Source organism: Pseudenhygromyxa sp. WMMC2535, from assembly GCF_011083025.2.
In genome coordinates, this window is sequence record NZ_JABJWV010000001.1 from 2124156 (window position 1) to 2135296 (window position 11141).

General features: G+C 69.0%; 10 protein-coding genes. 5 read left to right on the top strand and 5 right to left on the bottom strand.

Annotation, left to right across the window (positions count from 1 at the left end):
• Together G6O69_RS08010 and G6O69_RS08015 are read right to left on the bottom strand one after the other, a co-directional pair.
• Nucleotides 1–2952 carry a hypothetical protein gene (locus G6O69_RS08010; protein ID WP_172302930.1) on the bottom strand — a complete coding sequence of 984 codons (2952 nt, stop codon included), beginning with the start codon at nt 2950–2952 and terminating at the stop codon, nt 1–3.
• 119 nt (nt 2953–3071) lie between these two features.
• Nucleotides 3072–3299 carry a DUF2061 domain-containing protein gene (locus G6O69_RS08015; RefSeq protein ID WP_172302931.1) on the bottom strand — a complete coding sequence of 76 codons (228 nt, stop codon included), beginning with the start codon at nt 3297–3299 and terminating at the stop codon, nt 3072–3074.
• A gap of 264 nt (nt 3300–3563) precedes the next feature.
• Between G6O69_RS08015 and G6O69_RS08020 the strand changes: the two genes are divergently transcribed.
• From G6O69_RS08020 to G6O69_RS08030, 3 genes are all read left to right on the top strand, one after another.
• Nucleotides 3564–4664: a hypothetical protein gene (locus G6O69_RS08020; protein ID WP_172302932.1), complete on the top strand. Its 1101-nt coding sequence runs from the start codon at nt 3564–3566 to the stop codon at nt 4662–4664.
• Nucleotides 4665–4740: 76 nt separating this feature from the next.
• Nucleotides 4741–4923, top strand: a complete 183-nt coding sequence (locus G6O69_RS08025; protein ID WP_176396707.1) for a hypothetical protein — start codon at nt 4741–4743, stop codon at nt 4921–4923.
• Between the two features lie 16 nt (nt 4924–4939).
• Nucleotides 4940–6085: a hypothetical protein gene (locus G6O69_RS08030; RefSeq protein WP_172302933.1), complete on the top strand. Its 1146-nt coding sequence runs from the start codon at nt 4940–4942 to the stop codon at nt 6083–6085.
• Here G6O69_RS08030 and G6O69_RS39335 read toward each other — a convergent pair.
• Entirely contained in the window at nt 6072–6221 is a 150-nt protein-coding gene (locus tag G6O69_RS39335) for a hypothetical protein (protein ID WP_217909793.1), read from the bottom strand. The two genes, G6O69_RS08030 and G6O69_RS39335, sit on opposite strands and share 14 nt — an antisense overlap.
• 29 nt (nt 6222–6250) lie before the next feature.
• Between G6O69_RS39335 and G6O69_RS08035 the strand changes: the two genes are divergently transcribed.
• Both G6O69_RS08035 and G6O69_RS08040 read left to right on the top strand, forming a co-directional pair.
• On the top strand, nt 6251–6733 hold the full coding sequence (locus tag G6O69_RS08035) for a nuclear transport factor 2 family protein (protein ID WP_172302934.1): 483 nt from the start codon (nt 6251–6253) through the stop codon (nt 6731–6733).
• Between the two features lie 64 nt (nt 6734–6797).
• Nucleotides 6798–7799: an AraC family transcriptional regulator gene (locus tag G6O69_RS08040; RefSeq protein WP_172302935.1), complete on the top strand. Its 1002-nt coding sequence runs from the start codon at nt 6798–6800 to the stop codon at nt 7797–7799.
• A gap of 319 nt (nt 7800–8118) precedes the next feature.
• Here the strand turns inward: G6O69_RS08040 and G6O69_RS08045 are convergent, their stop codons facing one another.
• Nucleotides 8119–9480 (bottom strand): alpha/beta fold hydrolase, encoded by a 1362-nt coding sequence (locus G6O69_RS08045; RefSeq protein WP_172302936.1) that lies wholly within the window; start codon nt 9478–9480, stop codon nt 8119–8121.
• A gap of 182 nt (nt 9481–9662) precedes the next feature.
• On the bottom strand, nt 9663–11102 hold the full coding sequence (locus G6O69_RS08050) for an Ig-like domain-containing protein (RefSeq protein WP_172302937.1): 1440 nt from the start codon (nt 11100–11102) through the stop codon (nt 9663–9665).
• Nucleotides 11103–11141: the final 39 nt, after the last annotated feature.

Below are 11141 nucleotides of genomic sequence, written 5' to 3' on the forward strand. Positions count from 1 at the left end.
CTAGTCGGCCTCGGCCTCCGCCTCGCGCTCGAGCGCCTGCTGAGCCTTGCGCACCTCGGGGGGCATGTCCGGGCAGACGTCGAACTCGGGATCGAGCACGTCGACCTCTTCACCGCGCGCGCGCGCGTCCTCGATCAGCTTCTCCTCCCAGCCGCGGCAGCGGTGCTTGTTCCAGCGCTTGATCTCCTTCTCCGGCCGCGGCTCGAGGCCGTGGCGGGCGCGGACCTCGTTGCTCATCTGCCCGAGCGGCGACTTGGCGCACTCGGTCGTGTAGATCTTCTTGTGGCTGCCGAAGCGGTTGTACTGCTCCTTGGGATCGTAGGGGTTCCCGAAGGCCTTCTCGGGTGAGCGGATCGGATAGGTGACCCGGTAGAGCTCGACCCGCTTGGGCAGGTGGCCGCGATCCAGCTCCCAGCGCCGACACACGTAGCGCGCGTGCCACTTTTGATACCACGAGCCGTTGCCGCCCTCGCTGCCAGCGATGCGCCGGTTCATCTTGCGCTGGCGCGTGTACCAGATCCACGGCAGCGGGTAGATGGCGTCGCAGATGTCCTCGGTCGCGCCCGGGGCGAAGCAGGCGTAGACGTCGGTGTTGAGGTCGTAGATCTCGTCGTCGGTGTCGACGACCATGACCCGCAAGAACACGTTCCGGCGCGGGGGGTTGGGCGCGAACATGCCCCAGCCCTGGGTGGTCTGGGTGGTCCGCAGGTAGTCGCCGACGACGCTGCTCATCGGCTTGCGGAAGGTCGACCACGAGTCCTTCTCGGGGATCTGCGTGTAGATGACCGCGGCCATGTGATAGATGAGAAAGACCGTGAGCAGAGTCCGACCGAGGGGCGCGTAGGCCCAGCGCTCGCCCTCGCCGGGGCGCATGGCCTGGGCCCGGGCCCGCTCGGCGTCGTCGGCCGCGGGGCTGGGCTTGACCCGGCTGCCCAAGGTCGCGAGCACGGCGACCGCCGCGACCGCCACCGCCATGTCCAGGGTCTCGCGCGCGGCGAGCATGCTGGTCAGGCCAGCCGCCAGGACGATCACCGGGCCAAACCATGGGTTGAAGCAAAACCCGCGCATGCGCTGGGCCATGACCACCAGGCCCAAGACCAGGACCATGGCCACGAACCAGTTGGTGTTGATCTCCGGGACCTGCGCCAGCAAGGCCGCGGGCAGCTCGACGCCGCCGCGCTCGGCCAGGCGCCCGAGGTCCTCCCACATGTTCTCGTCGGTCCAGACCCGCACGAGCACGCCGACGACCATGAGCGCGACCGCCGTGAACACGACGCTCAGCGGCTGGACGAGGTCCTTGCCGATCTGGATGCGCGGCTGACCCTTGCGCCCGATCGCCGGCAGGCGCCGGTCCGCCGTGGGCCGCGGCTCGCCGGCGATCACGTGCGCGGGCATGGGGATGCGCAAGAAGCGGTTGAGGCCCTGGCCGATCTTGGTCGCCAGGTAGCCGAGCTCCTCGCCGTTCAAGAACGCGAAGTAGCAGGCCAGCAGCCCCGGCGAGAACCACCCGATGTTCATCATCAAGATCAGGTGGCCGTGGAAGATCAGCCCGAGCACCAGCCACACGCGGCGGCCGAACGGCCAGCGGCAGACCCAGTCGAGGTCGAGCCAGGCCAGGCGCCCGCGCTGTGCCCGGGGCAGGTCGCTGCGCCGGCGCAGCCAGCGGTAGCCGAGCACGATCGCGGTCGCGGCCACGGGGAGCGCCAAGCCCACGATCCACTGCACGGCGCGCAGCGAGTCCTCCGGGGCGAAGGTGTACACCCCGAACAGCGAGAAGCCCTCCTTGGGCACCTTGTAGTGCACCGGGTAGCTGTAGAGGATGATCGCGTAGAACCACGCCACGAAGCCGCCCAGGCCCAGGCGCGCGGTCCATAGCCGCCAGCCCTCGAGCTTGGCGATGCCCTCGCGCCGGTGCCAGCGCACGATCAGCCCAAAGACCACGAGCGGGAACAGGGCCTCCCACCAGTGCACGATCCAGGTGTTGAGGCGAAAGAAGGTCGTGCCAAAGATCGCCGCGAGCTTCTGCGGGGGCAGGCGGTAGAAGTGGTCGAGGTTGAAGGAGTAGTAAAAGGAGTCGCCCCGGGCCCACACCGGGCCGTTCTTGAGCGTGCCCGTGGCGCAGTAGAGCGTGGCCACGTTGAGGATCACCAGCATCCGCGGCCACGCCGGGATCGCCCGGAAGATCGGCTCGAAGACCTTGGTGACCCCGCCCTCCTCGACGACGAGCCCGCGGCCCTCGCCGGTCTCGGGCTTGCCGGGCTCGCTGAGCCGGCCCTGCTTGCGCAGCCTCCGACAGCGCAGCCAGTTGTCGACGCTCCACGCCTCACCGCAGCGCGAGAGCACCAGGTAGAAGAAGAACACCCGGTAGACGTTCTCCGTCGCCTCCCAAAACAAGGTGTTGCGCAGGATCAGCCCCATGTAGAGGAACCACGCGACCCACTTGATCCACTTGGTCTGGAAGCCGACGATGAAGGCCACCATGACGACCTCGAAGACCACCAGGTAGGTCCAGAAGAACTTGGGCGAGCTGTCGATGAGCAGCAGCGACCAGTTGGGACCCTCGAGCCACTCGAGGAAGGCGCCGAAGCTGAAGAAGCCCCAGGGCTCCATGTCGCCCTGGCCGTCGCCAAAGCCCACGAACTGCGAGCGCGCTCGAAAGTGCTGAGCGACGTCCGTGGAGAAGATGCCTTCGTCCATGAACAGGTAGTCGAAGAGCTCCCACAGGCCGTTGACGTTGCACAGCGCGCAAAAGCCAAACACGATCCGCATCGCGGCCATCGGCCGGGGATCGTCGAGGCGGAGCCAGAATTTTCGCCAGCTCTCGTGGTGGGCCACGAAGAAGCCCACCAGGCAGAGCACGGCGGCGAAGAACATCCAGCCGACGCCCGGTGAGAGGCCGATGGCCTCGTAGTTGGGGAGTTCGTCGGCCAGCGCGAGCACGGGGGCTTGCATGGTCGAGCATCATCGCAGCCGCGCCGAGGCGCCGCGAGCGGGGATCCACGACAGATTTGCAGCCCGCACCGAGCGAAAGCTCAAGCGAGGCGACGCGAGTGAGCCGATGGCGCGCCAGCTCAGGCCGCGTCGCCGTCGGCCTCGCTGGGCTTGAGCCCGAAGCGGATGCCCATCCACGCCCGCTCGTGGGCATAGTAGGCGCCGATCTTGATCGCCGAGTCGACGACGCCGATGGACACGGCGACGGCCACGCTCTGCGAGAGGGCAAAGCTGACGCCGGTGGTGATGGCCAGGGCGAACACGCGCCAGCTGAGGGCTTTGGCCAGGCTTCGGGTATGCGTCTCCATGCGTGGTCTCGACGTCCATAGCTTCCCCCCTTTGCCGACCAAAACAACCGGCTGCAAATCGTGTTTTTATGAAAACATGCCACGGAAAATAGTTTAAACTGTTCCAAGCATCCATTTAACCCATATTTTCGCAGCCATAGATTACCTCATAAAATATCCATAAATATGCTTTCGTGGCCGTCCTCTCGAGCAAACTCAACCGCTCGGGGTGCCATCCTCGCCCTTTCGTTGGACGTCGAGCAGAGTTGGGGCAACATCCGATTCATGCGCGATCGCCGGATGTCCATGCTGGTGCTCGCTGTCGCCGCCTTGCTGTGGCTGACAACGGGTACGAGGGTTCTGGCGTCCGCGCAGGTGGTCGTGCCGCCGGGCTGGTCTCAGAGCAGCGGCGCCGTGCCAGAGGCGCAGCGCCGGGCGCAGCGCTGGCACGAGGCCCTGGGCCTGCACTTGGTGCAGGTCGCCTCGGCCCAGGATCACGGCTTCGCCGAGACGGCCGCGGTCTTCGAGCGCCTCGAGCCCGTGCCCGAGCGCGCCTTCGCCAGCGAGGCCGTGGCCGTGGCGACCCTGGCCGATGTCGTCGCGCCGCTGGTCGGGACCGAGTCGCCGAGCCAGTCGGGGATGCGCGTGCTCGACTCTGGCGCCCAGGTGGCGTGGGCGCAGTGGACCGTCGACGACATGTCCATCGAGTGCGTGCTCGCGCCCTCTGGCGACACCGCCTCGGTGGTCGTGTTCGCGGTGCTCTCGCGCGACGCCCCGCACCACCGCGCGACCATCGACAAAATGATCGCCAGCCTCGAGGGGGTCAGCGCGCCCATGCCGAGGTTCTCCCTCGAGTCCTGGCGGATCGGCTCGATCGTCGTCTGGCTGCTCTTGGCCGGGCTGCTCCACGCGCTCATGCTGGCCTTCGTCGACCGCGAGCGCGACCACAAGCAAGCAGGCCAGCGCGCGGCGGCGATCCTCCTGGGCGTGGTCGCGATCGGCACGCTGGCCTCGGTGGCGATCCTCCGCCCGCGGGAGCTCGCGCTCGTCCACGCCGACAGCAGCGTGTCCTCGCTCGCGGTGTGGATCGGCGTGTCCGGGCTGATCGTCGCGGGCCTGCACTTCATGTTCGCCTCGCGCTTCGACTACGGCGTGGTCCGCAGCGCGCCGGCCTCGGGCGCCTTCGCCTCGGGCTCCTACTCGTCCTCGATGATCCGCGCGTCGCTCTCGCGCACGGGGGCCCAGCCGCGGATGGAGGACATCGCGGCGGCCAGCGACGTGTGGCCGATGAGCGACGAGATGCGCGGCAACCCCAACCAAAACCAAAACGCGCGCCCGCCTGGAGACAGCTCGGGCCGACCGCCCGGCGGAGGCCAGCCCTCCTGAGGCCGCCGGCATCGCTCCTGCTGCGTCAAAACCCGCCCCTGTCGCCGGTGTACGCTCACCGGCGCGCGCCTCGTTCATGGCCCACTCCCGGCCGGGCGTGTCGCCCGCCTGCGCCCGCGCCTCGCCGCCGCGGGGACCTGTCAGCCAGCGGATCATGACCTACACTTCGCCGCAGTGCGCCTCGCGTCCATCCACGGCCCCGGCTCGGGCCCTCGCCCGACTCGCCGCGTCGACGCGGCCGAGCGAGACGCGAGCGTGAGGGGGGCGCGTCGGTGATGGCCACCCGCAAGCTGTGGACCTGGTCGATCGTCGGCTCGGCGCTCTTTCACGTCGGCATGGTCGTGGTGCTCTCGCTGCTGCCCGAGGGCCCGCGCTCCGGCGGCGCGCCCAAGCGCGACCTGCTCTTCACCCCGGGCGCGGTGATCCCCATCGAGATCGACGTCGACGCGCCCCTGGCCGCCCTCGAGCCGAGCGTGCAGCCGACCCCGACCCCCGACGACTTCAGCGAGCGCCCAGCCCTCGCCCCCGACGACAGCACGCCCACGCCCACGCCCACGCCCACGGCGGGGACTCAGCCCCCACAAGCGCCGACCGAGGCCTCGCCCAGCGAGTCCCCGAGCGCGCCCGGACTGCTCGCCGGCATGCGCGACACCTCGCGGACCTCGGCGACCGCCGGCGAGCGAGGGGGCAGCGGCGTGATCGTGGATCCCAGCTTGCTCGGGGGCTCGCGCCGCGCCTACGAAGAGGGCCTCGCCAACCCCGGGGTAGGCAAGGGCGCGGTCCAGGGCCCGGCCCCGCCGCCCTCGGGCTCCGCCGACCTGAGCTTCACCAAGGAGGGCGACAAGATGGTCTACCGGGATCCCGGCGGGCGCTTCGTCGCCTACCTCAAGAACGACGGCCGCGTCGACTTCCGCAACAAGGCCGCCAAGGGCAGCTGGTCGCAGATCGGGATCGGCGACCCCGGGGGCATGCTCAGCAAGGCCGCCGGCGAGGACCCCTACGCCCGGGCCAAGTACACCCTGCTCAAGGCCACCTTCGAGATGCGCCTGGGCATGGCCGTCAACTTTCAAAAGCGCCAGCTCAAAAAGCGCCTGCGCCGGCTCGAGAAGGACCTCGACAAGCTCTGGGCCGACGAGCGCCGCGACCTGCCCGCGCGCCGGGAGCTGCTCTTTCAGCGCTGGGACGAGTGCATCGAGCCCGACGACGCTGAACAAGAGGCCGCGGCGCTGCCCGGCTTCGCCGACTCGAACGCGGCGGAGCTCGACGAGGCCCGCCGCGACGCGGCCGGCGAGGCCCGCGAGACGATCATCGGCTTCATCCGCGAGAACGCCCCCAAGGGCAGCCCCCAGGCCTACACCGCCAGCGAGCTCGCCGACATGAACCGGCGCCGCGCCAGCACGGCCAAGTTCAGCCCTTATTGAATTTGGTCGAGCTCGCTCGCGCGACACCGGCACTCGGGACCATCTCCTCGGTCGGCCCATCGGTCGGCCCCTCGGTCGGCACGATCGCCGACGCCCTCTCTCGAGCGAGCTTGCGCCCCAGCGAGGCGGCGGACATGATCCTCGGGTTCGAGGACTGCTATCGAGATGACAAACAACAACGATCAAAAGGTGATGAAACAACTGCGCGAGCTCACCGCCATCGAGCAGATCAAGCAGCTCAAGGCACGCTACGCGACGGCCATCGACACGGTCCACGCCAACCCCGGCCCGCAGAGCGCACAGGCTTTCGCCAATCTGTTCACGGAGGACGCCGTGCTCACCTTGCCCGCTGGCACCTTCGAAGGTCGCGCGGCGATCCTCGCGGCGTCCGAGACCTCCTTTCCGGCCGCGACCCGGTGGAGCACCCACTACGTCACCAACCCGATCATCGAGGTCGGCTCGGCGACCGAGGCGACCGGCGAGTGGTACGTGCTCTTGCAGTTCGTGCCTGCCGACCCGCCAGGCCTGGGTGTCATCTCGGTCTACGGCCGCTACGACGAGATCTACCGGCGCTGCGAGGGCGAGGACGAGGGCTGGCTGATCGCCAAGTCCGTGGCCACGCTGTTCATCCCGCCTGATCCCAGCTGATCCCAGCTGACCCCAGCTGATCCCAGCCGAACCACGCGGCCTCGGGTCGCGCTATCGTGCGCCGGTGCCCGGAGTCCCCACGCTCTTCGCCCGCAAGATGATCGAGAGCGCGGACCCTGGGCCGCGCACGCGCGCGCTGCTGCAGAGCGTCGGGATCGACCCGAGCGCGCTGGACCCCGAGCAGCACATCAGCGAAGACGCATACTGCACGCTGCTCGAGGCCCTCGCCGCGCTGTCGGAAGAGACCAAGGCGCCGCTCGACTTTCACGTCCGCATGGGCGCCGCGATGCGCTGCGAGCAGCTCGGCGCGCTCGGGCTCGCGTGGAAGTCGGCCCCGCGCATCGGCGACTCCTTCGATCGCCTGCTTCGCTACTCCCGGCTCGTCAATCGCCTCGCGACCTTCGGGCTGCGCGAGCGCGGGGACAGGCTGCTGCTCACCAGCCAGCGGGCGGGCGGGCGTCTGGGAGCCTTGCTCTCGAAGGAGGCCACGCTGATGACCATCTCGACGATCATCAAGGAGTCCGCGGGCGAGGACGTCGCGCCCCTCGAGGTCCACTATCGCCACGCAAAGCTGGCCTCGGCGCCCGCGCTCGCGGCCAGCTTTGGCTGCCCGGTGCGCTTCGAGCAAGACACCGACGCGCTCGTGTTCGCGCGCGAGCTGAGGGCGCGACCCAACCGACTCGGCGACGAGGGGATCCATCGCTTCTTCGGCCAGCACCTCGACAGGGCGCTCGGGGCCGAGGCCATCGAGCTCCCCCTCGACGAGCGGGTCCGGGCCGAGGTCCGCGAGCGCCTGAGCGAGGGGGTGCCGCGCGTGTCCGAGATCGCCGGGCGGCTGGGGATGAGCGGGCGGACGCTGCAAAGACGGCTGCGCGAGCGCGAGCTCTCGTACCAGTCGCTCGCAGATGAAGCGCGCCGCCAGCTGGCGGAGCGCTTGCTTCATCAGACGGACTACTCGCTGGCCGAGGTCGCCTTCTTGACCGGCTTCTCCGAGCAAAGCGCGTTCACCCGGGCGTTCAAGCGCTGGTCGGGGCAAACGCCTCGCAGCTTTCGGCTGCGACCCTAGGAGCCCGTGGTGGAACCCAGCGCGGCTCCTGGCGCCGGGTTTTTCGTCGAGGGCGCGAAGCCAAAACGCCGCTGTACCGGGCGTACTGCCAGTTTTGGCGACAAAGCCCTCGGCGAAAAGACCAAGCGAGGTGTCGTGTTGGGTTTCACCACGGGCTCCTAGTGCGCGCACCAGAGGACTTGAAGGGCCCCAGGCTTGGAGCACCGGCCGCTGACTTCGTTGCTCGTCAGTCATTTGTGCCCGACAAACTCCCTCCTCGCGCCTCGTCAGCAGCCGGCGGTCCGGCGCCTGGGACCCTTCAAGTCCTCTGGCGCGCACACTAGTAGCCTTCGTCGGTCAGGCTGTCGAACCAGTGAATGCTGGCCAGGGTCGAGGGGACGATCGACTGCAGGTGGCCGGCGCCCTCGAACAGCTCGACCTCGATCTGTGTGCCCGGACCCGCCAGGCTCGCGGCCGCGAAGGGAGCCATGGCCGCGGGGATGACCTCGTCGAGCTCGCCGTGGTACAGGCGCAGCGGCGCGTCCGGGCTCCAGCCGACGTGGACATCGTTGAGCGCGAGCGCGGCCTTGAAGCCCTGCGCCCCCTCGCCGCGGAAGTCCGCAAGGAAGGCCTCGGTGTAGAGCTCGCTGGTCGCGCCCGAGGGCAGGCCCGCGATGATCTCGGCGTTATCCTTGATCTTGTCGTAGAGCTCGAGCACGAGCTCGTCGTAGGGCGGCTCGAAGTAGTAGGAGAGCGGCTGGTCGAGCTCGTAGACCCCCGCGATCCCCAAGGTGAGCATCGCCGTGACCTGCGGGGCGATCAGCGTCTCGCTCTCGAGCAGCGCCGTGGCCACCCCCGACAGGGCGTAGGCCCCGTCCGCGACGCTGACCCCAGCGAGCTCGAACTCCTCGGCGTACTCGGCCTCGATCATCCGCTGCGTTGCGAGGGTCGCGTGGCCGCCTTGCGAGTGGCCAGACAAGAACACCTCCTCGCGCAGCGAGACCCCGAGCTCGTCGGCGAGATTTCGAGTCGCGCGCAGCATGTCGACGCTCGCCGTCGCCGTGGGCTCGGCGATCGAGTAGGGGTGGACCATGTGACGCGAGGCGCCAAAGCCGAGGTAGTCGGGCATCGCGGTCACGTAGCCGGCGGCCGCAGGCAGCAGCCCGCGCCAGATCCCCCAGTCGACCATCTCCCCGGACGAGGGCACGTCGGCGTCATGGAAAACGGTCCCACGTTGCAGGCCCCACAGCGCGCGGCCCTGGGCCAGCTTGCCCTTGCGCAGAGGCATCAACACCGCGCCCGAGGCCGTCGTCGGCTGCCCCCAGGGATCGACGGTCTCGTAGATGACCTGATAGACCGCGACGCGGTTGCGGACGACCTCGTCGATCTCCTCTGCGGTGTAGAATTCCGTGAAGTCCTCGAGGCCGAAGTCCGCGTAGGCGTCGATGAAGGGCAAGTCGTAGAGCGCCGCGCGGATCTCCTGGCGCGAGAGGACGTCGACCCGCTTGAAGGCCACCAGCCGCCCGCGCTCGGCCCACGGGGTGGTGTCGCTCTCGCCGTAGAGCGAGGGCCCGGCGCGGGTCTGGAGCTCGTGCTGCTCGCTCGGCGCTTGCAGGTCACAGGCGCTGGTCGCAAAGGCGAGGGCGAGGCTGAGCAAGGTGGTGGACAGGCGGGTGGGCTTGGTTGGCCGCTCGTTGGTCATGGCTCGACAACGATGACCCGCGGAGGTCGACAAATTCTCGACCACAGGCGCCAATCCTTGGACCGATGGCGCCAAGGGTCGAGCCGATGGCGCGACTCGACCGAGCGCGTCAGCTGGCGACGGCTCCCACCCGATGAGTGAGCACGGCGCTCACTGCGGGTAAAACAGGCAGCCGTTGACCATCACCGGGAAGATCCGGCGTCCCTCGATCGTGGGAAACGCCGCGAGCGCGGGCCGAACAGCAGCAAGAGCGGCAGCAAAGCCCACCCAGAAGACCCGCGGCGCGAGGCCTCGCAGGCACAGCCCTCGCCCTCGCCCTCGGCGACGAGCCCGTCGCCGGTCTCGTCTCCGTCTTCTTCGCTGCCCACGTCCCCAGTCTCACCCGTCTCACCCGTCTCGCCTTCGTCGCCGCTGTCGCTGTCGCTGTCATCGGAGGGCACGGCTCCGATGTACACGACCACGGCCTCGGACATCCGCGTCTCGCCGTCCCCGCCGTGGGCGATCCCGATCAGCGTGTGCTCGCCGTCGGCCAACATCACGGGGCCGAAGCCGAACGGCCAGGTCTCGTCGCTCGCGGCTTGGACGTTGCCGTCGATCGAGATCTCGAGCGAGGTGACCGGATGATTCACGGAGACCTCGAAGTCGAAGCCCTCGCCCGACGCCAACATCGCCTGATCCGCGGGCGAGGTGACGACGACCGTGGGATCGACATCGGGCCCGTTCGGCCCGCAGGTTTGGCTGTAGGCGACGGCGGGGGTGCCCTCGCACCAATCGTCCCAGGTGCCCGTGCCCGTCGGTCCGGCCTGCGAGAGGTTTTGACACTCGTCGCTGGGGTTCCAGGTCCCGTCGATGTCGTGGCAAGGGGTGACGTCGAGGCCGAAGGTGTCCTCGATCCACGCCGCCGAGACGTCGAGGCGCTCGTAGTAGGTGTGGGCCTTGCAGTCGGCGGTCTTGGTGGCGATCCCGGCGACGTGCCAGCTGCCGTCTGGGTAGCGCACATAGAGCGGCGTGCCGAGATCCCAGGCGCCGCAGCCGACCGCCTGATCCTCGGCGGTCGTCAGCGTGTAGGGATCGACTGCGACCAGCCTCGACCAGCCCCAGCGCTTGGTCGGCTCCTCGCCGTCGCCCTCGGGGTAGGTGTCGGCGCCGTAGCCGACCATCGCTACCTGGCGACCGAGCTCGAAGATCTCGGTCTCGCAGCCAAAGACGATCGGCGTGATCGGGAGGTCGACGGGTTCGGCGAGGCGGCAGACCGCGAAGGGGCGGCTCGGGTGGTACACGCATGCGTCCTCGGCGAGGGTCGAGAGCAGATCGACCTCCTGGTGCGCCCCGCTCCACGGGAGCTCGCCAAAGTCGACCGGCGACGTGACCGGAGCGACGCACTCCTCGTAAACGACGATCAGCTCGGGGTGGATGAGCGTGGTGCCACACGCGACCCCGTACAGGGGCGGGGCGCCGAAGCCCGCCAAGGCGGTCGTCGGCCACGAGCAGACCTCGGCCGAGTCCTCCGCGATGATCGAGCTCCCGCCGGGCTCCTCGGCGAAGGCAGGGGGCGCGAGCAGGCCAGCGAGTCCGAGGGCGAGCAGGGCTGGCGCGCGAGTCATCGAGCTTCGGGCAGGCATGATCGATCCTCTCTTTATCGATGAGTGCCGCGGCGATGA

What these genes read in the sequence shown, in the direction of transcription:
- G6O69_RS08050 (WP_172302937.1), bottom strand. Translation starts at nt 11,102, where the DNA reads ATGCCTGCCCGAAGCTCGATGACTCGCGCGCCAGCCCTGCTCGCCCTC.
- G6O69_RS08010 (WP_172302930.1), bottom strand. Translation starts at nt 2,952, where the DNA reads ATGCAAGCCCCCGTGCTCGCGCTGGCCGACGAACTCCCCAACTACGAG.
- G6O69_RS08025 (WP_176396707.1), top strand. Translation starts at nt 4,741, where the DNA reads ATGGCCCACTCCCGGCCGGGCGTGTCGCCCGCCTGCGCCCGCGCCTCG.
- G6O69_RS08030 (WP_172302933.1), top strand. Translation starts at nt 4,940, where the DNA reads ATGGCCACCCGCAAGCTGTGGACCTGGTCGATCGTCGGCTCGGCGCTC.
- G6O69_RS08015 (WP_172302931.1), bottom strand. Translation starts at nt 3,299, where the DNA reads ATGGAGACGCATACCCGAAGCCTGGCCAAAGCCCTCAGCTGGCGCGTG.
- G6O69_RS08045 (WP_172302936.1), bottom strand. Translation starts at nt 9,480, where the DNA reads ATGACCAACGAGCGGCCAACCAAGCCCACCCGCCTGTCCACCACCTTG.
- G6O69_RS08020 (WP_172302932.1), top strand. Translation starts at nt 3,564, where the DNA reads ATGCGCGATCGCCGGATGTCCATGCTGGTGCTCGCTGTCGCCGCCTTG.
- G6O69_RS39335 (WP_217909793.1), bottom strand. Translation starts at nt 6,221, where the DNA reads ATGTCCGCCGCCTCGCTGGGGCGCAAGCTCGCTCGAGAGAGGGCGTCG.
- G6O69_RS08035 (WP_172302934.1), top strand. Translation starts at nt 6,251, where the DNA reads ATGACAAACAACAACGATCAAAAGGTGATGAAACAACTGCGCGAGCTC.